At 58.1% G+C, this 24,685-nt stretch carries 21 protein-coding genes; 10 read left to right on the top strand and 11 right to left on the bottom strand.

Annotated features, from left to right (window positions below; translation table 11 throughout):
- Window positions 1–171: 171 nt before the first annotated feature.
- Entirely contained in the window at window positions 172–2,112 is a 1,941-nt protein-coding gene (locus H7850_RS12210; RefSeq protein WP_227369810.1) for an exoribonuclease II, read from the bottom strand.
- Between the two features lie 147 nt (window positions 2,113–2,259).
- On the bottom strand, window positions 2,260–2,889 hold the full coding sequence (locus tag H7850_RS12205) for an NAD(P)H-binding protein (protein ID WP_227369809.1): 630 nt from the start codon (window positions 2,887–2,889) through the stop codon (window positions 2,260–2,262).
- 274 nt (window positions 2,890–3,163) lie between these two features.
- Here H7850_RS12205 and H7850_RS12200 point away from each other — a divergent pair, with 274 nt between their 5' ends.
- On the top strand, window positions 3,164–4,264 hold the full coding sequence (locus H7850_RS12200) for an AI-2E family transporter (protein ID WP_227369808.1): 1,101 nt from the start codon (window positions 3,164–3,166) through the stop codon (window positions 4,262–4,264).
- A gap of 58 nt (window positions 4,265–4,322) precedes the next feature.
- Here H7850_RS12200 and H7850_RS12195 read toward each other — a convergent pair whose 3' ends face one another.
- From H7850_RS12195 to H7850_RS12170, 6 genes are all read right to left on the bottom strand, one after another.
- Window positions 4,323–4,763 (bottom strand): universal stress protein, encoded by a 441-nt coding sequence (locus H7850_RS12195; protein ID WP_227369807.1) that lies wholly within the window; start codon window positions 4,761–4,763, stop codon window positions 4,323–4,325.
- Window positions 4,764–4,853: 90 nt separating this feature from the next.
- Complete coding sequence (locus tag H7850_RS12190; protein WP_227369806.1) at window positions 4,854–5,903, bottom strand: YcjF family protein; 1,050 nt, start codon at window positions 5,901–5,903, stop codon at window positions 4,854–4,856.
- Window positions 5,900–7,306, bottom strand: a complete 1,407-nt coding sequence (locus tag H7850_RS12185; RefSeq protein ID WP_227369805.1) for a YcjX family protein — start codon at window positions 7,304–7,306, stop codon at window positions 5,900–5,902. Before H7850_RS12185 ends, H7850_RS12190 begins: the two co-directional genes overlap by 4 nt.
- A 25-nt stretch (window positions 7,307–7,331) precedes the next feature.
- A complete protein-coding gene (locus H7850_RS12180; protein ID WP_227369804.1) occupies window positions 7,332–8,510 on the bottom strand; it encodes an MFS transporter in 1,179 nt (392 codons plus the stop codon).
- Window positions 8,511–8,526: 16 nt separating this feature from the next.
- Window positions 8,527–10,122 (bottom strand): solute:sodium symporter family transporter, encoded by a 1,596-nt coding sequence (locus H7850_RS12175; RefSeq protein WP_227369803.1) that lies wholly within the window; start codon window positions 10,120–10,122, stop codon window positions 8,527–8,529.
- Between the two features lie 91 nt (window positions 10,123–10,213).
- Window positions 10,214–10,435 carry a hypothetical protein gene (locus H7850_RS12170; RefSeq protein ID WP_227369802.1) on the bottom strand — a complete coding sequence of 74 codons (222 nt, stop codon included), beginning with the start codon at window positions 10,433–10,435 and terminating at the stop codon, window positions 10,214–10,216.
- A gap of 107 nt (window positions 10,436–10,542) precedes the next feature.
- Here H7850_RS12170 and H7850_RS12165 point away from each other — a divergent pair, with 107 nt between their 5' ends.
- From H7850_RS12165 to katE, 3 genes are all read left to right on the top strand, one after another.
- Entirely contained in the window at window positions 10,543–11,091 is a 549-nt protein-coding gene (locus H7850_RS12165) for a DUF924 family protein (protein WP_227369801.1), read from the top strand.
- A gap of 94 nt (window positions 11,092–11,185) precedes the next feature.
- Window positions 11,186–11,428: a GlsB/YeaQ/YmgE family stress response membrane protein gene (locus tag H7850_RS12160; protein WP_227370023.1), complete on the top strand. Its 243-nt coding sequence runs from the start codon at window positions 11,186–11,188 to the stop codon at window positions 11,426–11,428.
- 204 nt (window positions 11,429–11,632) lie between these two features.
- A complete protein-coding gene (gene katE, locus H7850_RS12155; protein WP_227369800.1) occupies window positions 11,633–13,789 on the top strand; it encodes a catalase HPII in 2,157 nt (718 codons plus the stop codon).
- 113 nt (window positions 13,790–13,902) lie between these two features.
- Here the strand turns inward: katE and gabT are convergent, their stop codons facing one another.
- Complete coding sequence (gene gabT, locus H7850_RS12150) at window positions 13,903–15,201, bottom strand: 4-aminobutyrate--2-oxoglutarate transaminase (RefSeq protein ID WP_227369799.1); 1,299 nt, start codon at window positions 15,199–15,201, stop codon at window positions 13,903–13,905.
- Window positions 15,202–15,449: 248 nt separating this feature from the next.
- Here gabT and H7850_RS12145 point away from each other — a divergent pair, with 248 nt between their 5' ends.
- Both H7850_RS12145 and H7850_RS12140 read left to right on the top strand, forming a co-directional pair.
- Window positions 15,450–17,921, top strand: coding sequence for a DUF1266 domain-containing protein (locus H7850_RS12145; protein ID WP_227369798.1), 2,472 nt, complete (start codon window positions 15,450–15,452; stop codon window positions 17,919–17,921).
- Window positions 17,922–17,926: 5 nt separating this feature from the next.
- The gene (locus H7850_RS12140) at window positions 17,927–19,105 is read left to right on the top strand and encodes an MFS transporter (protein WP_227369797.1); all 1,179 of its coding nucleotides are present in this window, start codon (window positions 17,927–17,929) and stop codon (window positions 19,103–19,105) included.
- Between the two features lie 32 nt (window positions 19,106–19,137).
- Here H7850_RS12140 and msrA read toward each other — a convergent pair whose 3' ends face one another.
- Window positions 19,138–19,746 carry a peptide-methionine (S)-S-oxide reductase MsrA gene (gene msrA / locus H7850_RS12135; RefSeq protein WP_413614159.1) on the bottom strand — a complete coding sequence of 203 codons (609 nt, stop codon included), beginning with the start codon at window positions 19,744–19,746 and terminating at the stop codon, window positions 19,138–19,140.
- 226 nt (window positions 19,747–19,972) lie between these two features.
- Here msrA and H7850_RS12130 point away from each other — a divergent pair, with 226 nt between their 5' ends.
- The 3 genes from H7850_RS12130 to H7850_RS12120 are packed head-to-tail and all read left to right on the top strand — an operon-like array spanning window position 19,973 to window position 23,493.
- The gene (locus H7850_RS12130; protein ID WP_227369796.1) at window positions 19,973–22,141 is read left to right on the top strand and encodes an FAD-dependent oxidoreductase; all 2,169 of its coding nucleotides are present in this window, start codon (window positions 19,973–19,975) and stop codon (window positions 22,139–22,141) included.
- Between the two features lie 48 nt (window positions 22,142–22,189).
- Complete coding sequence (locus tag H7850_RS12125) at window positions 22,190–22,825, top strand: CDP-alcohol phosphatidyltransferase family protein (RefSeq protein WP_227369795.1); 636 nt, start codon at window positions 22,190–22,192, stop codon at window positions 22,823–22,825.
- Window positions 22,822–23,493, top strand: a complete 672-nt coding sequence (locus tag H7850_RS12120) for a DUF3047 domain-containing protein (protein WP_227369794.1) — start codon at window positions 22,822–22,824, stop codon at window positions 23,491–23,493. The genes H7850_RS12125 and H7850_RS12120 overlap by 4 nt, the downstream gene beginning before the upstream one ends.
- A gap of 122 nt (window positions 23,494–23,615) precedes the next feature.
- On the opposite strand, the gene H7850_RS12115 is transcribed toward H7850_RS12120, so the two are convergent.
- Complete coding sequence (locus tag H7850_RS12115) at window positions 23,616–24,098, bottom strand: FKBP-type peptidyl-prolyl cis-trans isomerase (RefSeq protein WP_227369793.1); 483 nt, start codon at window positions 24,096–24,098, stop codon at window positions 23,616–23,618.
- A gap of 239 nt (window positions 24,099–24,337) precedes the next feature.
- On the opposite strand from H7850_RS12115, the gene H7850_RS12110 reads away from it, so the two are divergent.
- Entirely contained in the window at window positions 24,338–24,616 is a 279-nt protein-coding gene (locus tag H7850_RS12110; RefSeq protein ID WP_227369792.1) for a hypothetical protein, read from the top strand.
- Window positions 24,617–24,685 lie beyond the last annotated feature (69 nt).

The raw sequence follows: 24,685 nt of genomic DNA, 5'->3' as shown, positions 1-24,685 counted from the left end.
AATACCAAAATACAGAATAATAGTAATAAAACACACTATGTAACATAAATGCTGACTTTTCTGGATGCTCGGCGTTGATAAATTTTGTCGATGAAGGCGCGAACATAAAAAATGGATACCGAAAATTCGATATCCATCAGAGAAAGAGCAACAAGAAATGTTATAAAAAAGTCAAAAATCCGGACGTGCTACCAGGGAACGAGTGTCTTCCCGGGCCTCGGTGAGTATTACCTGAATATCATCACCCAATTTGAAGCGTTCTTCGCCCTCGATGTGTACACGGCCTTCCTTATCGTCGATCGCTACCTTGTCGCGGTCGGAATGCATCAATGGTGCGGGAACGAAGGCAGTGGCGCCATTGGCGGCAAGCCGTACGCGCATACCGCCGCGATTGACATTGATGATCTCCGCCTCGAAGGTCTGTTGTGCCTTTGCTGCTGGGGTAAGATAGCGCACATAGAGCCAGTCCTTGACGTCCCGCTCCGCCATACGATTGAGCTTGCGCCGTTCGGTGAGTTGCTCGGTCAGCACTTCACTGGCCTCGGCGGGTGCCCGCTCGTTCTTGAGTACACGCTTGATGAGTCGATGGTTGACCATGTCACCGTATTTACGGATCGGGGAGGTCCAGGTTGCATAGGAGGCGAGACCCAGGCCAAAGTGAGGCCCAGGGCGGGCTGCCATGCTGGTAAACCCCTGGAATCGACGCAGGCGCGCATCCAGCCAGGCGTCGTTGCGCTCTTCCAGAGCGCGCTTTAATTCACGATAGCGAGGCAGCTCGAGCAAGGCTTCCCGGGCAACCTCAATCTGCTGAGCGGTAAGGAATTCCAGCGCCGCATCGGCTTTTTCAGGTTCGAAGGCGCGATGCACGTTGAAGATACCATGCCCCACCTTATCGGCCAGCAAATCGGCGCAGCAGGCATTGGCGGCGATCATCGATTCCTCGATCATGCGATTGGCGATGCGCCGCTCTTCGATGCGCACATCGAGCACGTTGCCGGCGGCATCGAGATCGAAGGCGTAATCCGGCCGGTCCTTGAAAACCAACGCATGTTGAGTCCGCCAGCCGGTACGTGCCTCGGTCATGGCTGCCAGAGCCTGAAGCTGACTACCAATCGCTTTCTCCGGTGCCCAATCTCCCTGGTTTTCCAACCAGTCCGAGACCTTGTCGTAAACCAGGCGCGCGTGAGAGCGCATGGTGGCGGCGAAGAAGCGATAGTCGCCCAGACTGCCGTCTGCGGCGATGTTCAACTCGCAGACCAGCACGGGGCGTTCCTCTCCTTCCTTGAGTGAGCAGAGGTCGTCCGCCAGTACTTCCGGCAGCATCGTCACGTTCTGGCCTGGTAAATAAACCGTGAAAGCGCGGGTCTGCGCTTCCAGGTCCACGGCGTGCCCTTCGGCGACATAGCCGGTGGGGTCGGCAATCGCCACGCTCAATCGCCAGCCACCGTTGGAACGCGATTCGATATACAGTGCATCGTCCATGTCCCGGGTATTTTCACCGTCGATAGTGAAGAAGGGCGTGTCGGTCAGATCCTTACGCTCGAGGCCTTCGTCGGCCAGCGCCCAGTCCTCATCGGATTGAGGCGAGGATTGTTCTAGCGCGTGCCGTGCCAAAGTGACACGCCAAGGCACTGCCGGATCATCGTGTTTGGCAATCAGTTCATCGATTTGACTGAAGAAGGCACGGTCATCGGGTTTGAGGGGATGACGTACCAGGCGGGCCACGATCCAGTCCCCATCTTCGATGCTGTCTTCATCCAGGCTACGCTTGATGCGCGCCTTGAGTACATTGTTGATCGAAGGATGATCCGGAACTACCGCCAGGCGACCATCCCGCTTCTGTACTCGGGCGATAAAACGATCCAGCCCGGTCTCGATCAGTTTTTCGGGTTCGACGGACTTCTTGTCGCCTTCCTCCTTGAGGACCGCTTCGACGCGATCGCCATGAAGAACCTGCTTCATGGCAGGGGGCGGCACGAAATAGGATTCGCCGTTATCGGTTTCTAAAAAGCCGAAACCACGATCGGTGCCTTTGATGACACCTTCCACGCGAGGAGTGGTTTCACGAATCTGTTGCTTGAGCTGCGCCAGCAGCGCGTTGTTCTGCAGCATGAGGACGTCGTTACGGTTGGCGGGAGTAGGGCGCCACTATACGGATTTGGGCGGTCGTCGCCAATCCTGCCTCTGTAACTATAACCCTGCAGTCATTGCAAGACGGCAACCCAGCAAACCCAAAGCAGGCGAATTTGGCAATTACCATCAGACGATTGCATCGGCGATTGCTCGATCGCCGTCAAGCAACGTGAATTCACGATTGAACAGCTGCCGATTCTGGACCAGGTGCAGCAGGACATGGGCGACATTGGCCCGGGAAACATGATTGTCACCGGCCTCTTCCAGAGAGGTCGCGACAAGTTGGGTGGCCTGCTCGTCTGTCAGCCGTCCCGGTTTCAGGATTACATGAGGGATCTGGGCGGCGCGCAGATGAGCATCCGCTGCATTCTTGGCGGCCATGTAGGGGCGCATATTGTCCGGGGCTTTTAGGGGCTCTTCGGCGCGTATTGCGCTGACCTGAATCACTCGCGACAAGCCCAACTCGCTGGCCAGATCCGCAGTGCGCACCGCGCCATTGAGATCGATCATCAGTGTCTTGTCGGGGCCGGTGTGCGGCCCGGAGCCCGCAGCGAACACCACCTGATCACAGCCGTAAAAGGCATGGCGAAGACTGCCCTCGAGATCGGCGATGACGGTCTCGATGCTGCGCTCCTGGAACCAGCGCTGCTGGTTGCTGTCGCGAATCATGGCTCTCACCGGTACGCCGGTAGCCTTGGCCAGTTCACAGAATTGACGGCCGATCTGACCGTTGGCACCAATGACCAGTGTTTTCATTGTGACCTCTCTATCGATAGACAACGTTCTTCATTCATGCGGGCCAATTTGATCGAATCAAGGGCCGGCAAGAATTCAAAGCGTTCACCTCTTCAAGCAATCGATCCTGGATATCAGTGAATGTTGCTAACAGTTGGGGTCGAAATGCCGGCTCCTCAATTGTTGAAATTGCAGGCTTAGATCCAGTTTAGCAATCAGGGGCGATTTGAAAGAGCATGAAAGGCTATGATTGATTGACCAGGCAAGGGAAAGCCAAAAGACAAGGAGTGTCATCGTGTCAGAATTGAAAGGCTCGAATATGAGCGACTACACGCGCCGGGTATGGATCGCTGTCGGTATCGTGACCTTGATGGCGGGGCTTGTAACACTGCTATGGCTTAGTCTCACCACGCTTTTGATGGTGTTTGCGGGGTTGCTGCTAACCTTGCTGCTATCGCTACCGACCAACTGGCTGTACAAGCACACTTTCCTGCCTCGGGGGTTGTCTCTGCTTGTGGTGTTGCTTGTTATCATCGGGGCAGCGGTAATTTTTAGCATGAATTTTGCCGCGAATCTGAGTCGAGAATTCGAACGACTGATCGATCTGCTGCCTGACTCCTTGGAGGCCTTCAAGGACTGGTCGAGTCAGTTTCCCTTTGCCGAGGAGCTGGCCGAACAGGTCGATCGGCTACCTGAACCCGAAAAGGTGCTCACAGGCTGGTCCTCCGGTTTATCCTCGGTGTTCTCGAGCACCCTGAGTATGCTGCTCAACACCATAGCGGTGATACTGGTCGGGCTGTTCGTGGCCATCGAGCCGGATTTCTACAGGAAGGGGGTGTTGGCGCTGGCGCCCAAAGGCAAGCGGGAAAATCTCAAGTCGTTCCTGAACCTGGTGGAAAAGAAGATGACCTGGTGGCTGTTTGGTCGGCTCATTTCAATGGCCATTATCGGTCTATTGTTCGGTGTCGGCCTTTGGGTCCTTAGTGTGCCAATGGCCTTGTCCTTGGGGATACTGGCGGGGGTATTGTCTTTCATTCCCTACCTTGGGCCCGTGCTTGCCATCATTCCTGCGCTTCTGGTGGCCTTTACGCAGTCCCCGGATACCATGCTGTACGTGTTCATCCTCTATCTGGTCATCCAGTTTCTGGAAAGCAATGTCGTTACTCCGTTGGTGCAACGTCAGGCCGTCAGCATCCCCCCCGCGCTGCTGTTGATCGTGCAGCTGTGGCTGAGCTTCTATGCGGGACTATTGGGGCTACTGCTTTCGGAGCCTCTGATCGTATTGACCATGCTCTGTGTGCAGCGATTCTACATTCAAGGATTTCTTGGGAAGGAAGAAGACAACGCCCAGGGCTCGGAGGATTCGGGGAAAGCGCAACTCGGGAAGAGAGGGTGATCCCCTCTCTTCAAGAAAGCATCAAGAACGTATCAAGAAACTATTAAGTTATCTATGCTCAGCGCACGGTGATCACGTTGCATTTCGCCGTGTGCGCAACACGGTGCGAAACGCTACCGACAATCAAGCCGGTGATGTTGCTCAGACCACGGCTGCCCATCACGATCGTATCTGCATTGACGTTCTTGGACTCTTCGATGATGACTCGAGCAGGGTCACCTTGGCCAAGCGATCCTTGGACATCCGTCATGCCGCGCTCTTCGGCGGCTTGCTTGGCTGCCTCGAGCGATTTGCGCCCGGCATGTTCGAGTTCCTCCCCAGAGGCTTCCATGGCCACCGCGCTCATGCCCCAGACCAGCATGGTTTCACGGGAAAGACGCTCGGGAATGTGAAGGATGTGCAGGGAGGCGTTATCCACCTTCGCTAGCTTGCAGGCCACGTCCAGCGCTTTCTTGGCACCTTCGGACCCGTCCACGGGAACTAGAATCTTCTTGAACATGCACACCTCCATCAGCGTCAGAATGCGTAACTCACAGATTCAGTCTACTGCCTCAGAGTGCCTATCAACATGATTCCAATCAAGAGCGGGTCATGTGGATGGTGTGTTTTTACCCGTGGAGGACGGGGTTTCCAAGCGTCTGAGTCGATGCCAGAGTTCGCTGCGCAAATCCGCCATGCGCGGCGCCTCGCCTTCATCGAAGGGCAAGGGCCGCGTCACTCTCAAAGCGCGCAGGCCAAGCCTTGCTGACAGAAGTCCGACACCAAGCCCTTGGCCGGCCCGGGTCGACAGCTTGCCGGCAACATTCATCGAAAGCAGGTCCATGCTGGCATCCGCGGCCATTTCGCTGGCACCGGCAAAAGCCATGTTGGACAACACATTGCGAAACAAGCGAAGGCGACTGGCGTAGCCGAGTTCGAGTCCGTAGAGCGCGGCAATGCGGTCGAGCATTGCCAAATTGCGCCAGGACACCAGCAGCATGTCGATTAGCGTCAATGGGCTGATGGCGACCAGCACCGCGGTTTCGCTGGCCATGCGAGAGATCAGTCGACGTGCCTCACGGTCTCGTGGAGCAAGCAGGTGATGCGCCAGCAATTGACGTGTCTCCCGGGCATCGTGATGGGATTCATGGGCCTGCAGAAAGGCTTGCCAGTGCGGGTCGTCCTTGTCGATGTGCATCTGTTCGCGCAGATGATTCGCCAGCTTGCGCCCGTCGCGCCCCGGGCTTCCTTCCAGGGTTTCCAGATCCCGGCGTAGTGCCGCGTGGCGTCGCAGCCGACGTAGCCGCCATAATTCCCGCATCAACGCCATGCCCCCAAGCCCCAGAGCTAGAATGCCAAGCAGACTCCAGGCGCCGCTCAAGAGATCGCCGCTCATCGACGACGTATAAAGCGTTTCGCCCAGTTCCACGACGCCGAGGGTCACAGTGCCGGTCAACAGGGCCAGCAACCCCCAGCGACGCTTGCGCGGGCGTGCAAGGCTGCGGGCCAGCGCCGTATCGGTATCCTCGGGAACATATTCGTCTTCCAGGGGCGTTGAACTCAGCTCGACGGCATAGTGCTCGGCAGGGCGGGGGTCCCGTAGGGTCGCCGAGCCAGGCTCATCCAGAGTGAAGCGCTGTTGGGGCCGGGGATCGTTCATGTCAGTTTGTCTCCGATGAGCCAGTCGAGAGCGGCATCCATGCGAATGTGGGGCAAGCCTTCTCCCCGGGTATCTCGGGAAAGCGGGCGAAAGCCATGGAAAGCGAAACCCTGACGGGCCCAGAAATCATGTTGGGGCAGGTGAGGGGGTACCTCACCGGGAAATATCAGCGTTTCTTCCCCTTCCAGCGTTACGCCGCGCAGTGCTTGAATCCGCTTACCCTGTTGCTCCACTTCATGGGCCTGGGTCGCCCGAATCGACGCCAGGGACAGCGCCTTGACCGGCACGTCGGCGAAGCGCAGATCCTTGATCGGCTCGGCGAGCAATGCTTCGAGCAGGGCAACCAGATTAGGGTGCTGATCCGGGGTGACATGATCCGCCTTGGTTGCCGCAATCGCCAGGCGATCGATGCGGGGCGAAAACATGCGCGTGAACAGGCTGCGCTGGCCGTAGTCGAAGCTTTGCATCAGCGTGGCCAGCGCACGGGACAGATCCTCGAAGCGTTCCGGCCCTGCGTTGAGGGCGCCGAGTACATCCACTAGCACGATCTGACGATCGAAGCGGCGAAAATGCTCCCGGTAGAAGGGTTTGACCACATGCTGCTGATAATAGGCAAAACGCCGCGCCAGGGTGCGGTAAACGCTTTGTTGAGGCAGCGCCTCGAGACGTCTTCTGTCGTCCCGAGTCAGATCCAGCAGGGGAAAGAATTGCAATACCGGAGCGCCCTCGAGATCGCCGGGCAGAAGAAATCGCCCTGGCTGCAAATCGGCGAAACCGGCTTCCCGGGCCGAGCGCAAGGACTGCGCATAGTGTTCCGCAATGGTGGCAAGCTCCGCTTCGTCCGCCTCCGCGGCCGGGTCGAGGGTTTCCATGGCGCTCAGCCACTCCTTTGCCATGGCGCGGCGCTCGGGAGTCAAGGTCATCTGTTGCCGCTGGCTCCAGCTCAGATAGTCGTGCTCCAGCAGCGGCAGGTCGAGTAGCCATTCCCCGGGGTAATCGAACAGATCAAGCGTCAGGGTGGCGTTGCTGCTCCCCAAGGCGCCAAGTACGCCGCTGCGCTGAGGGCGATAGCGGATATGCAGGCGCAGTTCACTGATCCCCCGGGTCGGCTCCGGCCATCGGGGCGGCGTGCCATCGAGGCTGGCCATGGCGTTATCGTAGGGGAAGCGGGGCACGCCAAGGTCCTTCTGGGCGATGCGCTGAGCGCCCATCAGGCGTCCTTCCCGAGCCGCCGGGAACAAGTCCAGGCGGGCTTCCAGCCCGGCGTGGCGCAGTTGATAGACCAGGGAGGTGAGAAAAGCCGTTTTGCCGGCTCGGGACAAACCGGTGACTGCCAAGCGTAGCTGACGGTCCCAGCCACGTTCGATGAGATTGCTGAATTCGCGGGCCAGGGTCTGGCGCATGGCGCTAATGTTCCGAATCGAAAATTTAGTGTTTAATCTGGGGGCTATCGGCGCTATTGGCAAGTCGCTGCCAGAGCAGGGCAACGATGGGTATCAGCGCCAGAGGCAACAACACCGCATTGAGACCGGCCCAGCCGAGGCTGGCCTCCAGCGGTCCTGCCAGCAGCGAAGTCAATCCAACGGTAGTGAACACCAAGAATTCATTGGTTGCCTGGGTGCGCGCCTTTTCCGATGTGCGATAGGTCACGGTCAGAAGCCCCGTGGCGGGTAGGAAGGTCAGGTTCCAGCCGAGGCCAAGCAGCATCAAGGCCGAGTAGTAGCCGTAAAGGGTGACGGATAATTGCGCCAGCAAACCGCAGGCGGCCAATAACAGGCAACCCACTACGATCATGGGTCGCGCACCGAAGTACGCCGTCAAGCGCCCGGTGAAAAAGGCAGGCACGAACATGGCCAGTACATGCCATTGAATGGTGGTGGCCACGTGATCGAAATGAAAGCCGGCCCGATGCATGGCAAGAGGCGTTGCGGTCATGGCCAGGTTCATCACGCCATAGCCGATCAGACCGGTCAGCGCCGCGACGATGAATGTCGGCTGACGCACTATCTCGGACAGCGGTCGGGCGGGGCCGTCGTCATGGGTCGTTTGCGGCGGCGGTAGCCGGGTGAAGGCCAGCACGATCAATGCTATGACGTAGAGTAATCCCAGCCCCAGGAAGCTGCCGAGAAAGGGTGTCTCGAACAAACCTTGGCTGGAGCGGGCGAGCCAGGGGCCAAGCACGGCTGCCAGTACGCCGCCGCCCATGACGAGTCCGATGGCGCGATCCTTCAGCTCAGGAGTTGCGGCTTCCACCGCGGCAAAGCGATAGAGCATGCCAAATCCGATACCGATACCGATCAGCCAGGTACCCAGCATGAAGGTGCCGAATTGCTCGCCTACCAATGCCAGGCCGGCGACCAGAACCCCGCCCAGGCCGATCAGGTTGCCCAGCATGAAGCCCCGCTTGCGCCCCAGCCGACCCATTATCAGCGACGCCGGAATGGTGGCGCACATCAGGCCCAGCCACTGCATGGCTACCGGCGCGGTAGCCCAGTTGGGACCGGGGGCCAGCTCGGCGCCAATCAGGGGTGACACTGCGATCAGAAGGATGTTGCCGCTGACCAGCAGTGCCTGACATAGAGACAATAGAGTGACGGTCAACGGCATGTCTTGGCCCCGACATTCATCCTGCGAAGGCAACGTATATCGCGATCACCAGGATTACCAGCAGGATGCCCGCCGGAACCGCGCCCTTCCAGGGGGTGAGATCGACTTTACCGCTATCTTCATGGACCCAGGCCGTCTGGCGGGGGCGCAGCTTGCCGAACAGCAGCATCATGATCACCAGTGCCAGGAAAACCAGCGCCACGAAATGGAAGTCGTGAACGACCTCCAGCAGACCGGTGAAGGGCGGCACGAAATAGACGAGGCCGATGATCGCACAGCCAGCGACAAGGGCGATCTTGGCGGCGATCGCCGGCACCCGCTTAGTCAAGAGCCCGACCAGCACCACCGCAAGAATGGGGATGAAGTACATGGCATTCATTTTCTGAAGATAACCGAACAGGCTTTCCTGGCCGGCCAGAAGCGGGGCAATGATCATGGCCGCAACGGCCATGATCCAACCAAAAATCTTGCCCACCCGCACGATCTGTTCTTCGCTGGCCTGCCTGTTGAAGACCTCCTTGTACAAACCCAGGCTGAAGAGTGTGGTGGTACTGTTGAGTGCCGAGTTGAAGGAGGAAAGAATGGCACCGACCATGACCGCTGCAAAGAAGCCCGTCAGATAGGGCGGCAGCACGTTGAACACCAGATGGCCGTAGGCTTCGTCGGCGCGAATGCCATCGCCCGCATAGAGTTGATAGGCGATGATGCCGGGCAGTACCAGATATAGCGGCCCCAGAAGTTTGAACAGGCCTGTCAGCAGTACGCCTTTCTGACCTTCCGCAAGATTCTTGGCGGCCAGGGTGCGCTGAATGATCTGCTGGTTGGTGGTCCAGTAGAACAGGTTGATCAGAAGAACGCCGGTGAAAAGAGTGGCGAAGGGCACCTGCTGATCCTCGGCGCCAATGGACTTCAGCTTCTCGGGATTGCTCTGCTTGAGCGCTTCCCAGCCTGCCATGATTCCACCATCATCGCTCACAGCCTGCAGGCCAAAATAGACGATCACGAAGCCGCCGATCAGCAGGCCCACGCCATTGAGGGTGTCCGAGACGGCAACGGTGCGCAAGCCGCCGAACAGGGCATAGATCGAGCCGATGATGCCGACGATCCATACCGTTGACCATAGCAGAACGCTGCTCGATTCGATTCCTGTCAGGCCTTTGAGATCGAGCATGCCCTGCAGCCCAACGGCGCCGGAGTAGAGAATGATCGGCAGCAGGATCACCGCATAGGCAATCAGGAAAATGATGTTGCAGATCAGCTGTGTCGTGCCATCGAAACGAATCCTCAACAGCTGAGGTACCGTGGCAATGCCGCTACGCAAAAAACGAGGCAGAAAGAACAGCGCCAATGCCACCAGAGCGATGACCGCCACGACTTCCCAGGCCATGACGCTCAAGCCGTCGGTGAATGCTGCGCCGTTGAGTCCCACCATCTGTTCCGTGGAAAGATTGGTCATCAAGAGCGAGCCGGCAATCAGCGGGAAGGTCAGGCTACGTCCGGCCAGGAAGTAGCCGCGGGTGCTGCTATGATCGTCCCGGTGAGTAATGAACCAGGTAATGAGGGCGACCAGCCCGGTAAAGAACAGAAACGACAAAAGGGTCAGGGTGTGCATTTTTTACATCCTTGTGTGTTTTTGTTGATACATGGTATCAGGCCTACAGCATACCGGGGTCGCAGCAGGCGCGCGAATGCGGCTTTTTACCTCATCCCGGTGGCAAGGTCGAGGCTGGCATTGGTGGCGGTATCAATCCAAACAGCTGCGCGAAAAGTGGACTGGCAGCGATGAGAAATCCTAGACCCGCAAGGCAATACCCCAGGGTGCGACGGGAAGGGCGTCGTGCCAGAGACAAGCCCACTAGACAGACCACAATGCCGATGACGTTCAATAGGTAACCGGCCATTGCCATGAATTGGGCGAAAGACATCGTGACTCCAGAGTAGAGTGATTGTGGTGAAACGAAAGTTGGGTCCAGGACGCGCTTCGACTAACCTGATGCTACTGCCCATAGCAAACTGATGGAGTTCCAATCCTATGCCCGACACCCCTGCACAAGCGATACTGCACTTCTGGTTCGACGAGACGGCTTCTCGTCAGTGGTTTAGCAAGGATGAGGCTTTCGATCGTCAAGTATCCGAACGCTTTTCCTCGACGCTCGAGGCTGCCATCGCGGGGGAATTATGGATGTGGCGCTGCTCCCCGCAAGGACGTCTGGCAGAGATTCTGGTACTCGATCAGTTTTCACGCAACATTCATCGTAATCGTGCAGCGGCGTTTGCTCAGGACCCCCAGGCGCTGACATTGGCCCAGGAGGCCGTCGCCGCCCGGGCCGATCGTCATCTCAAGATGGTGCAGCGAGCGTTTCTCTATATGCCTTACATGCACAGTGAATCCTTGCGCATTCATGATGAGGCGCTGCGGCTTTTCGACCAGGCAGGTTTGGAAAACAATCTAAAGCATGAGCGACGCCATCGGGAAATCCTCGAGCGTTTCGGGCGCTATCCGCATCGCAACGAGATACTCGGACGAGAATCCAGCGCTGAGGAAAAGGGGTTTCTACAGCAACCCGGTTCGTCTTTCTAATCGATGTACGGTTGATTAATCGATGTATGGCTGAATCCGTTTGTGGCAGGCTAGGCAGGCAGTTTTCATGGAAGATATTTAAAGGAGAAGTATGATGGGTTTAATCTTGTGGTTGATCATCGGCGGACTGGCAGGCTGGATTGCCGGCAATATCATGCGCGGTGGCGGTTTCGGCATCCTGGGTAATATTGGTGTCGGTATCGTTGGCGCGGTACTAGGCGGCTTGGTGTTTCGCCTGCTGGGTATCGCCTCCTACAGTATCATCGGTTCGCTGGTAACGGCCATCGTGGGTGCGGTATTGCTGCTCTGGATCGTGTCCATGGTGCGCAAGCCTTAGGTCGACGGCAAGGCCTGCGGTGCAATGCCCCAGGCCATTTGCCTACTCTGATGAATAGGCTTAAATTGAAGATTGGTAGTCACTTACCTAGGTAAATCGTACTCGCTGAGTTTCCGAGTACTTCAAGGAAGACGTCAAATATGCTTGCGAAAGGATAACCGTATTGCGGTCTTCCCTTCGTTTCAGGAATGAGGAGAAACCAGCATGGCCACCAGTAACAGCCCCTATACCCAACCCAATAGCGATGGCCCTCACGATACGAAATTCAAGACCACCGAGCACAGCAAATCGGAGAGTCTGGAGCAGTTTCGTAGCGATGCCGAAGGGCATGACCTGCGCACCAATCAGGGTGTACGCATTGCCGACAACCACAATTCGCTGAAGGCTGGCGAGCGTGGGCCGACTCTGATGGAGGATTTCATTCTCCGTGAGAAGCTCAATCACTTCGACCATGAGCGCATTCCCGAGCGTATTGTCCACGCCCGGGGCGCTGCGGCTCACGGCTATTTCGAGGCTTACGACGGCGCTTCCCAATACTCCAAGGCGGCGCTGTTCAGCAAAGCCGGCAAGAAGACGCCGGTATTTACCCGTTTTTCCACGGTGCAGGGCGGGCGTGGTTCCAACGACACCGTTCGTGACGTGCGCGGTTTCGCTGTCAAGTTCTACACCGAGGAAGGCAACTGGGATCTGGTCGGCAACGACATGCCGGTGTTCTTCATGCAGGATGCCACCAAGTTCCCCGATTTCGTCCACGCGGTGAAGCCCGAACCCCACAACGAGATCCCCCAGGGGCAGTCTGCCCACGATACCTTCTGGGACTTCGTCTCGCTGTTCCCCGAATCCGCCCATATGGTGCTGTGGACCATGTCGGATCGCGCCTTCCCGCGCCATTACCGCAACATGGAAGGCTTTGGTGTGCATACCTTCCGCATGATCGACAGACAGGGCAAGGCACGCTTCGTCAAGTTCCACTGGAAGCCGCTGGCGGGCACCTGCTCATTGATTTGGGATGAAGCCCAGAAGCTCTGGGGCCGCGATCCGGACTTCAACCGTCGTGGTATGTGGGAAGACATCGAGAACGGCGATTTCCTTGAATTCGAGCTGGGCATCCAGGTCGTCGAGGAACAGGACGAGCACAACTTCGACTTCGATATTCTCGACGCCACCAAGCTGATTCCTGAAGAGCAGGTGCCGGTCACGCCGATTGGCAAGATGGTGCTCAACCGCAACCCGGACAACTACTTCGCCGAGACCGAGCAGGTGGCCTTCAGCCCCGGCCATGTGGTGCCGGGCATTGATTTCAGCAACGATCCGCTGCTGCAAGGGCGTCTGTTCTCTTATCTGGATACCCAGATGCTGCGCCTGAGCGGGCCGAACTTCCACGAGATTCCCATCAACCGCCCGGTGTGCCCGTTCCACAACAATCAGCGTGATGCGCCGCACCGCCAGACCATCAATAAGGGTCAGGCCTCCTACGAGCCCAACTCCATCGATGGCGGCTGGCCCAAGCAGACCCCAGCGGCGGAAGAAAACGGCGGGTACGAGAGCCATTACGAACGGGTCGATGCTCACAAGGTGCGGGCGCGCAGCGACTCCTTCGGCGATCACTACTCCCAGGCACGACTGTTCTGGAACAGCCAGACCGAGGTGGAGAAGGAGCACATCATCGCCGCCTACACCTTCGAGCTTTCCAAGGTGGCGCGACCCTACATCCGAGAGCGACAGATCAAGGAGATTCTGCCCAATATCGATCTGGAACTGGCACGTCGTGTCGGCGAGAACCACGGAATAGAAGCCCCTGGGGAGCCGACTGCACCGGAAGGCGAACTGGGCAAGAGTTCCCAAGAGGCGTCCGAGGCGCTGAGCCTGATGGCGCGGTTACCGGGCAATATCAAGTACCGCAAGATCGCCATCCTGGTGGCAGATGGTGTCGATGGCGAACAGGTGGAAGCGCTCAAGGTGAAGCTGTCCGAGCAGGGGGCTCAAGGTATGGTCATTGCACCGAGCATGGCTCCGGTCAAGGCCAGCAACGGCCAGGCCGTCACCCCGGACGGCATGGTCAATGGTCTGCCCTCCGTGACCGTGGATGCGGTCATCGTCGCCGGTGGCGAAGGCAGTGCCCAGGCATTGGCGGGCTCCGGTTTGGGACGCTATTACGTCCAGGAGGCTTACAAGCACCTCAAGGCAATTGCCGCCCTCGGGGAAGGCAGAGCGCTACTCGATGCCGCGGGAGTGCCTATCGGTGAAGACGGGATATTCGTCGAGGATGGGGTAGAGTCGGTATTCGAACCCTTTGCCCAGGCCGTGGGGGAGCATCGCGTGTGGTCTCGGGACTCGAAGGCCAACGACATGCCGGCCTAAACGGTTCGCGTTCAAACGTCTCTTGTTAGAACTCTTTGATAAAAGCAATCAGAAGCCCCTGCTATCGGTGACGGTAGCAGGGGTTTTTTTTCATCGATTCACGTTGGCGTTGATCAGGCGCTGGCGGTCTGCTTGCTGCCCACCAACTCCTTCAGAGCCTGTTCGATGATATCGAGACCCTCTTCCAGCACCTTGTCCTCGATGGTGACGGGCATCAATAGGCGAACCGTGTTGCCGTACATGCCGCAGGAGAGCAGGATCAGTCCGTTCTCCCGGACTTTCTTGCACAGGGCGGCAGTCAGCTCCGCATCCGGGGTATGGTTGGCCTTGTCGGAGACGACATCGAAGGCCGCCATGGCGCCCATGTTGCGCGCGTTGTCGATACAGTCGAAATCCTGCTGCCATTGGCCGAAGCGTTTGGCCAGCTTGTCGCCAAGCGCCTGGCTCTTCTCGAGGATGTTTTCCTGCTCGAAGACGTCAAATACTGCCAATACCGCCGCACAGGAGACCGGGCTACCGCTGTAGGTGCCGCCCAGGGAGTTGGCGCCGGAGGCGTCCATGTGCTTGTCGGTACCCACGACGGCAGAGATCGGCATGCCGTCACCCATGCTCTTGGCCATGGTCATGATGTCCGGTTCCACGCCGCTATGCTCGATGGCGAACATCTTGCCGGTGCGCCCGAAGCCGCTTTGCACCTCATCGATGATCATCAGCATGCCGTGTTCGTCGCAGATCTCGCGAATCGCCTTCAGAAAGCTCGTCGGCGCCGGATAGAAGCCGCCTTCGCCGAGCACCGGTTCCAGGATGATCGCGGCGGTATCCTTGGGGTTGGCATCGGTTCTCAAGGCCATCTTGAGTCCGCGTAGCGCTTCGTCCTCACTGACACCGTGATAGGGCACCGGGTAGGGGGCGCGGAAGACCGTACCCGGCATGGGGCCGAAATCCGTTTGATAGGGATTGACCTTGCCATTCATCGCCATGGTCATGAAGGTACGGCCGTGATAGCCGCCGTCGAAACAGATCACATTGGTCTTGCCGGTGGCGGCGCGAGCCACCTTGACGGCATTTTCCAGTGCCTCGGCGCCGGAGTTGGCCAGCATGACCTTGGCATGGCCACGCACGGGCGTGATCTGGCTGAGCTTTTCCGCGACCTTGACGTAGCCTTCATAGGGCATGACGGTCTGGCAGGTGTGCATCACCTTGTCGAGCTGTGCCTTGACCGCTTCAACGACCTTGGGATGGCGATGGCCGATATTGAGAACGCCGATACCGCCGGCGAAATCGATGAAACGCTTACCGTCCGCATCCCAGATTTCCGCATTTTCGGCACGCTCGGCGAAGTGTGGAGCGGGGCTTGCGGCGCCATTGGCTACGTAGCGCTGCTTGAGTTCGTTGAGTTCAGCATTGTTCATGGTAAAACCTCCCGGGTTAAATCAACGAGCGCATTGAGGATGGATGAACGATCATCATCTAAAACGCAGTGTGTATTATTTTGAACACAGCGCCAAGCGTTTCATGATGCCGTTCCTGCACTTCTCTACTGTCGATGCACAATGCACCAAGTGCAAGTGCAAGTGCAGGGGCATCGGCGGTCGTGCCGCTTTCCGTTACACTATGTCATTTCTTCCATTGTCAGCGGCGTAAGCATCTGAGGTGTAATTTGGTAGACCCACTGAATGCATGGTGGTCGCAGCAGTTGGTGCTGTGTGGCTGGGCCTTCGAGCCCGATCCGGTTGCCGTAGAGCAATCCCAAGCGCTGGCGCGACTGACCGTCTTTGGTATTACCGAGCGCGGCGAACTCGGATGGCGATTGCTCGAGGCTTTTCCTGCCGAAAAGCCCGACCCTCAGCGCCAACTGGCGGTCATCGAGTTGCTGGCGCTGGCTGTGGCAGCCGGCTGGTTGAGCGCCGAGCGTGCCGAGGCCTGGGTATTGCGCCTTGCAAAGGATCTTCAGGCGCGTTATGCCAGCCTGGATGAATGGCTGGCAGCATTGCGTGACGCCCGTCTCGATCGGGGCTGGGCTCAGGGGGATGAGGCCTTTGTCAGGTACAGCGAAGTGCTGGCGACTCTGGAACATGAAGGGCAGGGCGTTACCTGGCAATTGCTGGGTGATCACCTGGCCACGCGCAATGACGAACCCTTGTGGCCGGATACTCCGGCTGCAAGGGTCTGGCTCCCCAGGGCGCTATTCGCGCCGCTTTTGATGGAGTCTTCGGACCAGTTGCATGACTGGCCCGATGCCGCTGCCTGGCTCGAGCAGGTATGGCAGGTACGGGGGCGTGAGGACATGATCCGCACACTGCTGTGGCTGGCGGCCCAGGGCCATCGCTATGGCTGGGATCTCGACGTGGCGAGGCTGTTGGAGCAGGAGGGGGCCGAGCGTCAGGCCTGGTTGGCCGGACTCGTTGATCAACGTCGTTACGGTGAAGCATTGCTGGCGTTCATCGACCAGGGGGAGCCATTGGAATGGGCGGCCTGGGACTGGCTACGGGTGATCGACCTGGCCTATGCCGGCTGGGTTCTGGGGTGGCTGGATAGCAGCGAAGCCGAGCATTTTGCGCTGCATGGCATCGATCTGCTGACCACGCGTTATAGCGACTGGACGGCGCTCATGCGAGCCTATCAGCGCGGGCGTGCCCTGTTCGAAGGTCAGCCGTCTGTTCGTAAGCTATTCGATGAAGAGACGGCTCTGTTGCTTCATTCACCGGTATCTCCCTGGCGCTTGCCGCTCTCGGAGCTGATCAGCGATGCGCAGCGTGAGGCCTCTCGCAACGCCATGCTGGACTGGCGGCGCGATGCCTGGCACTGGGTATTGGCATTGGCATCGGTACGAGAGCCCGAACTGCTTTACAGGCAGGGAATCCCCGGTGCGATACCCCATGAGAAAGACGAGTCGCGACGCCAGGACGCCCAGCATTATCTCACCGAGACCCTGGGACTGTTCGCGGATGAAGGCGTACAGGGGCTGGCGCGTTACTGGCTGCCGGCCCAGTCTCACCACCTCAATCAGCTGGCCGCAGACGCAGCACACAACATGCTGCCGCCAAGCAAAACCGTATTTGGACAGCCCTCCCTGGAGGCTCAGTATGCCCGAAATTCACTGGCATCCTGCTCACGGCATGCCGCCACCATTCACATGGCGGAGAAATATGCGTTTTATGTACTGATGGCGGATGACAGCGGTGATTTCGATGGCCGAGAGACCAGGACGCTCGCCCAATCCTTGCGCAGTGTGTTGTGTCATCTTTATGAAAATCCCAAGAAGCTTCTCGAAGCCTGGATTGCCTGGGAAACCGTATTGCCGGAAATGTCCGACGATACGCTGGTGCATGAAATACGCTGGCATCGGGACGACCCTGGAAGCTGTTTTCACTGGCTCGACTGGCAGTGTACGTACTGGCAGGAGCCCGGCCCCCGACCTACGCTGCATCAATTTACCGCCCTGGCGTTGACTGGGCCGCTCAATCCGGGAATATGGAACAAGCCTCAATGCGAGAGTGCGCTGGAAAACGAGGCGGCCCGCCAATGGTTGTCCAGCCATTATGGCTTGCATGGCGCGAGTGAGCTGCAGGAATTCCTGACGTTCCTGCTCGAGGCCGGGGATCGCCAGGAGTACCAGATCAACTACGCCCCTTACACCTTGAACCGGGCCCGCTTGATAGAAGAAATAGCCATCCTCGAATCCGGGGAGTGCTCCCAGGAAGAGCGTCATCATCTCTTGCGGCTGCAGCGAGTGCGCGATAACGATACTCGCTGTAACGACACCGATATGACCGCCTGGGATCTGGCCCAGGCCGTCGATCTGGCAGTCACCGGGCGCATTGTCGGCTGGCTGAATGCAGGGGCCCTGGAACGGGTGCTCGATAAGGCGATGGCCAAGGCTCAACAGCATTACGCAAGTTGGCAGACCTATGCGGAAGGGCTCTATGCGGGTTTTGCCTTCTTCATGGGCGAAACCGAAGAGCGTGAAACCTTTCTGCGGGATTTTCGCGAGGGACTGGTTGCCTGGTTATGCGGAGCGCCGCCCTTGGCTGGACCCTGGTCAAGTCTGGATTTTCCCGGTTCCAGGCCGCGCCATTGGGCGCTTACCCATATCGATACGCTCAGCGGCGATAGCCGCACGCTGCATTGAATCCCATGATCGAAGCCTATAGCCGAGATTGGTGGCGAGCGACCCTGGCCTTGTGCCTGGGCTCCTTCATCGTCTTCGTCAATCTCTATGCCGTTCAACCGCTGCTGCCTGAATTGCGTCTCGAGTTCGGCGTATCTACCCTCGAGGCCTCTCTGGTGATGTCGGCGGCATTGGTGACGCTTGCCTGTTCGCTGCTTATATTCGGTCCGCTGTCCGATGCCATCGGGCGCGATCGCATCATGCGCTTTACCTTGCTGGCGACAGCGCTCTGTTCGCTGTCCTTGATGTTCGTCGATGATTTCACGCTGCTGCTCATCGTACGAGCGCTTCAAGGTATGGTGCTGGGAGGGCTGCCGGCGGTGGCGATTGCCTGGATGGGGGACGAGTTCGATCACCGCGCCTTGATGCTGGCAGTGGGGTTTTATATCAGCGCCAATACCCTGGGGGGTATCGGCGGGCGTGTCCTGGGCGGCTTTGCCGGCGAGTACGGCGGATGGCACGCAAGCTTCATGGCCGTAGGGCTGCTCAGCGTGGCCTGTGTCGCCATCTTCTGGTGGCTATTGCCGCGGGCAGGTCATTTCGAGTCGCGCCCGTTTCGTTTGAAGATTGCCCTCCAGGCACTGGCCGATCATCTTCGCAACCCGCTGCTGCTATCGGCTTATTTGATTGGCGGATTGAATTTCTTCATTTTCATCAATCAATACAGCTATATCACCTTTCGCCTGCATGAAGCGCCTTACTCCCTGTCGATGCAGTGGCTAGGCATGATCTTCGTGACCTATCTAGGGGGGACGTTCGGGTCGGCGCTGTCTGGCAGGCTGTCCCAGCGTCTACCTCAGCCGATGTGCATGATGCTGGGTATCCTGATCCTGATGGGCGGCACTCTGGTGACTCTGAGCGCATCGCTGCCGATCATTCTGCTGGGACTCGTGATCAACGCCTTCGGCTTCTTTGTATGCCACTCCATGGCCTCGAGCTGGGTAGGGCGCCAGGCGACCCACTCCCGGGGCAGTGCGACGGCACTTTATCTCGTGTTCTATTACCTGGGGGCGAGTCTGGGTGGTTTCTATCTCGAGCCATTCTGGGCCATGGCCGGCTGGCAAGGAGTAGCGCTGGCTTCCTGGCTGGTGCTATTGGGAACATTGAGCCTGACCCTGTGGCTATGGCGCCACACTGCGCCATAGCCAAGGCACCGTTACGTGAACCGCAGAAGCCGCTACTTGTTGCCGGGCAGGCCGGCCTGATCGCCCCAGACTTCTTTTAGCCGGTCGGTACGGCCACAGCCCGCCTTGTAGAAACGATAGCGCACCGGGTTTTTCTTGTAATAATCCTGATGGTAGCCCTCCGCTTCCCAAAATTGATTGGCGGGAACGATCTCGGTAGCGATCGTTTGATCGAAGCGCTCTTCGAGTTCAGCCTTGGTTTTCTCGGCCAGCCGTTTCTGCTCGTCGTTCTGATAGAAGATGGCGCTGCGATACTGGGGGCCGCTATCACAGAACTGGCGATTCTCGACGAAGGGATCAATGTTGTGCCAGAAGGCTTCCAGCAGGGTGGCATAGTCCACGGTCTGGGGGTCGTATTCGACCTCGACAGCTTCGGTATGCCGGGTCTCGCCTCGTGAAACCTGCTGATAGCTAGGGTTTGACTTTTCACCACCGATATAGCCCGACGTGGTAGCCTTGACTCCCTCGATTTCATCGTAGGCCTCTTCCATGCACCAGAAACAGCCACCGGCGAAGATCGCCTTGGCATTCTCGGCCTGGGTAAGGGTGGAAAAGGCAGACGCTGCCAGTGTCAACGCCAAAGGAAGCAGTAACTTGCGCACATTTTTCTCCAGGAATGGGTGTTGTAGGGTACTGATTGGAAACGTTTTGCCGCGTCTAGTTCCTTGATGCAATTTTTCTTTGGCGTTGACGATGATACGTAAGGTTTGATCGCTGTCTGCGACTGTATTAAAGCCTGACATAACAACGGCACATTCAATCGGTGTCTTTTGATAAATATTCTTTCGATCACTGCCATCTTAATCAACATCCTAGGAAGACTATAAATTGAACCGAAAGCGTCTAATTATTCTCGCCGTCATCATCCTGGCAATCGTTCTGTTCTTTGCCAGTGGCGCCAATGAGGCGCTGACCTTGGACAACATCAAGAACCAGCAGGCGCGTTTTCAAGGCTGGTTCGCTACGGATCCGTGGCTGGTCGCCGGTGGCTTCTTTGCCATTTATGTGGCCATGGCGGCGCTGTCGTTACCCGGCGCGGCCTTGCTGACATTGCTTGCCGGGGCGCTGTTCGGGCTGGGCTGGGGGCTTCTGATCGTCTCCTTCGCCAGTGCCATCGGTGCGACTCTGGCTTTCCTGATTGCGCGACTCCTGGCTCAGAAGCCGCTTGAACGCCGCTTTTCCCGGCAGCTTGCCAGCATCAATCGAGGTATCGAGCGGGAAGGCGCTTTCTATCTGTTTACCCTGCGTCTGGTACCGATCTTCCCGTTCTTCATCATCAACCTGGTGATGGGCTTGACCCGCATGCGTACCCTGACATTCTACTGGGTCAGTCAGGTGGGCATGCTGCCGGGCACTCTTGTCTATGTGAACGCAGGCCGAGAACTGGGGGAGCTGCAAAGCCTTGGCGGCATTCTCTCACCAGGGCTGATTGCCTCCTTCGTGTTGATCGGCATCTTCCCCTTGCTGGCGCGCTGGATCGTGGATCTCGTCAAGCGCCGCCGCATGGCGCAGCGCTATGGCAAGCCCCAGGGGTTCGATTACGACATCGTGGTTATCGGCGCCGGCTCCGCGGGACTGGTAGCAAGCTACATTGCTGCCGCCGTCAAGTCCCGGGTGGCCTTGATCGAACGGGATCGCATGGGGGGCGACTGTCTCAATACCGGCTGTGTGCCCTCCAAAGCGCTGATCCGCGCCTCCCGTATTGCCCACACGGTACGTGACGGCGGGCGCTTCGGTATTCACTCCGAGGCGCCGCGGATCGATTTCAAACAGGTCATGACTCACGTGCACCGGGCGATAGACGAGATTGCACCCCACGATAGCCCGGAGCGCTATGAGTCCTTGGGCGTCGAGGTGATAAAGGGGGAGGCCCATCTTCAGACTCCCTGGGAAGTGCGGGTCGACGACCGGGTGTTGAACACTCGGCATGTGATCATTGCCAGCGGTGCGCGCCCCAAGGTGCCTGAACTACCCGGTCTTGATTCGATCGAGGTGCTGACCTCGGAAAATCTCTGGCAGATCGAGTCATTGCCCGGACGCCTGGCGGTGCTGGGGGGCGGGCCCATCGGCTGTGAGCTGGGGCAAGCCTTTGCCCGACTCGGCAGCCGGGTCACCATCGTACAACAGGCCGACCAGCTGCTGCCGCGAGAAGACGCGGATGTTGCAGAAGTATTGTTACAGCAGATGCGCGGCGAAGGCATCGGGGTGCATCTTGGCACCAGGGCGACAGCAATCGAACCAGGGCCAAGTCACGGCGATGACGGCAAGGTGCTGGTCATGGAGTGCGATGGCAAGATGGACCGGCTCGTCTTCGATCGACTGCTGGTGGCCGTTGGCCGAGAAGCCAATGTAACCGGGCTGGGCCTGGAAGGATTGGGTATCGCTACCACCCCCCGGGGCACGCTGGATGTGGATGACACCCTGCGCAGCCTGCATCCCAATATCTGGGCCTGTGGCGACGTGGCGGGGCCTTATCAATTGACCCATGCCAGCGCCCACCAGGCCTGGCACGCAACGGTCAATGCACTGTTCGGCGAGCTCAAGCGCTTTCGCGTCAATTATCGCAATATGCCGGCGGTAACCTTCACCCAGCCCGAGGTGGCCAGGGTCGGGCTCAATGAGCGCGACGCCACGGCTCAGAATATTGCCTTCGAAATCACCCGCTACGAGTTTGCCGAACTCGATCGCGCCATTGCCGAAGGCGAAACAGGAGGGTTCATCAAAGTGCTTACGGTGCCGGGCAAGGATCGTATTCTGGGGGCAAGTATCGTTGGCGATCATGGCGGGGAGTTGTTGGCTGAATTCACCCTGGCCATGACTCAGGGGATCGGTCTCAATAAGCTGCTTGGGACGATTCATCCCTACCCGACCTTCTCGGAAGCTGCCAAGGCAAGCGCCGGCTTGTGGAAGAATGCCCACAAGCCGGAGCGGGTGCTGGGCTGGCTTGAGCGCTACTTTGTCTGGCGCCGGCGCGGTCGCAGCAATGGCCGCAAATAGCCATTAGGCGTGAATGGAATGGCGATAAAAAGAGAAGTGGAGTAGCGCATGCTTGATCGCTGGACGATGCGCTGGGTACAGCCGCCGCTGACGCGGCTTGCGATGGCGTTGGCCAAGCGGCGCATCACGCCGAATCAGGTGACTCTGGCAGGCTTCGTCATCGGCCTGCTGGCATTGCCGTTATTGTCCATGCAGGCCTACGGTGCCGCGTTGGTTGTCATCCTGATCAATCGGCTGATGGATGGATTGGATGGCGCTCTGGCGCGACACACTCGGTCCAAGAGCGACGCGGGTGGCTTTCTCGATATTGGGCTGGATTTCGTCTTTTATGCGGCGGTAGTGCTGGGCTTTGCGCTGGCGAACCCTGAAGCCAATGCGCTCGCGGCAACGCTGTTACTGTTTGCCTTCGTCGGCACCGGTAGCTCGTTTCTGGCTTTTGCGATCATGGCGGCCAAGCATGCTATCGAGCGGCCCCATTTCACGCACAAGGCCTTTTTCTATCTCGACGGGCTGACCGAAGGTACCGAAACGATTCTGGCCTTTGTCGCCTTTTGTCTTTGGCCTCGGCATTTTGCGCTACTGGCGATCATCTTTGCCGCGGCCTGCATCATTACGACGATAACCCGACTATGGGGAGGCTACCGTACACTCAACCAACGTGAATCAAGGCAAGACCACACATGATGACCATGAATTACGCCGGGTGTTGCTGGGCGGGCGGTCTGATGTTGATGATTTCTTCAGCGGCCGAAGCACAATCGCTGGAATTCAGTGCGGCAGATATCGCCGGTTGGCCGACACGCTCCTTTGAGGGTGAAACTCGCTACTCCTTGGTCACCCAGGCGGGGCAGCAGGTGCTTCAGGCGGAGGCCAATGGCCGGGCGTCCGCCAAATATCTTGAGCAGGAAATCGACCTGACCAGAACGCCATATCTAAGCTGGTGCTGGAAGGTAGGACATATTTACCCGGGGCTCGACGAGACCACCAAGGCAGGCGACGATTATCCGGCCCGGGTCTATGTGGCCCACAAGACCGGGATCTTGCCCTGGCAGGTTCAGGCGGTGAACTACGTCTGGTCGAATAATCAGCCCCTCGATACGCACTGGGTCAATGCCTTCACCGACCGGGCTCAGCTTTTGGCTCTGCAAAGCGGCAGACAGGATGTAGGGCAATGGATCGCCGAGGTGCGTGATGTGCGCGAGGATTTCAATAGATTGTTCGGTAGCCGCCTCGACGAGGTGGATGGCGTCGCGCTAATGAGCGACGGTGACAATGCCGGCGGCGATGCTACCGCCTGGTTTAGTGGCCTGCGCTTTTCCGCATCGGCGGAACCACCTACCTGTCCCAAGTAGTGGAGGCGAATGAAAAAACGCAAAAAGGGCGGCCTAAGCCGCCCCCTTCAGCCAATCATCAATCGATGATCTGTAACCGGCTGTGTGCCCTACACTGCAAGTAAATAAGGTAAAGCAGGAAATCAGTGCTGATGTTCACTTCCATCGTGCACATGGCCATGTTCGACTTCTTCTTCGGTCGCATCGCGTACTTCAGAAATTTCAACGTCGAAATTCAGCTTCTGGCCTGCCAAGGGATGGTTACCATCGACGGTGACGGTATCGCCTTCCACCTTGGTCACGGTAACCATCAGTGGGCCCCCTTGAGTCTGGGCCTGGAACTGCATACCCGGCTCGATGGACTCTACCCCCTGGAAGGAATCGCGCGGCACTTCCTGGACGAGTGCGGGCTGATTTTCACCATAGCCTTCTTCAGGCGTAACGGTTACTTGCAACTTGTCGCCATCCTGATGCCCTTCCAGCTCCTTCTCCAGACCCGGAATGATGTTACCGGAACCATGAAGATAGGTAAGCGGTTCACGGCCTTCCGAACTGTCTAGTACTTCACCAGTATCGTTGGTCAGCGTGTAGTGAAATGCGACAACTGAGTTTTGCGCAATCTGCATGTTAAGGAGAACCTTTCGACAAGATATGTGCCGTCAATGGTAACGTGCCATTTCCAGCCTGTCAGGGGGTGCAAATAATTTTCATGTGTGATGGGTTCTAAATGACAATGATTCAAGAATGATTCCCTCGATCGATAAATGGCAATGCATCGGTCGCTATTGCGCGGACAAGAAGGCCTGGAGTACCCTGCCGTCATCTTTTGAGTACCCTTTATCCTTTTCCTGCCAGGAGTTATGCCATGACCGTAACCTTGATTTGGTTGATCGCGTTCGCCCTCATTCTGACATTGGTAATCAAAGGGTGGGACGGGGGCTTGGGAAAGTTCTTCGAGCGTAACATGCCAGCCGCGTTCAAGAGCAGTCGAGAGGATCGCTGGATCTGGGGGATTGCATTGGCGGTGCTGGGCGCCACCTTCATCGTGAAGCCGATTTCGATGTTGATGACGCTGCTACTGCTGGCGCTCATCGTTTGGGTCGTGAGCAAGCTGGTACGCTGGGGCCTTTCCAAGGCCCACTGACTGTTTGGGTCGTGAGCAGGCGCTTGGACAACATCTGTCTCATCACCAATCGCTTAAAATGAAAAGCCT

The sequence above is a fragment of the Halomonas sp. M20 genome, from assembly GCF_020622265.1.
In the GTDB taxonomy this organism is placed as follows: Bacteria; Pseudomonadota; Gammaproteobacteria; order Pseudomonadales; family Halomonadaceae; genus Modicisalibacter.
Note: the sequence above shows the minus strand (reverse complement) of the source record. Positions and strands in the feature narration are given on the sequence as shown.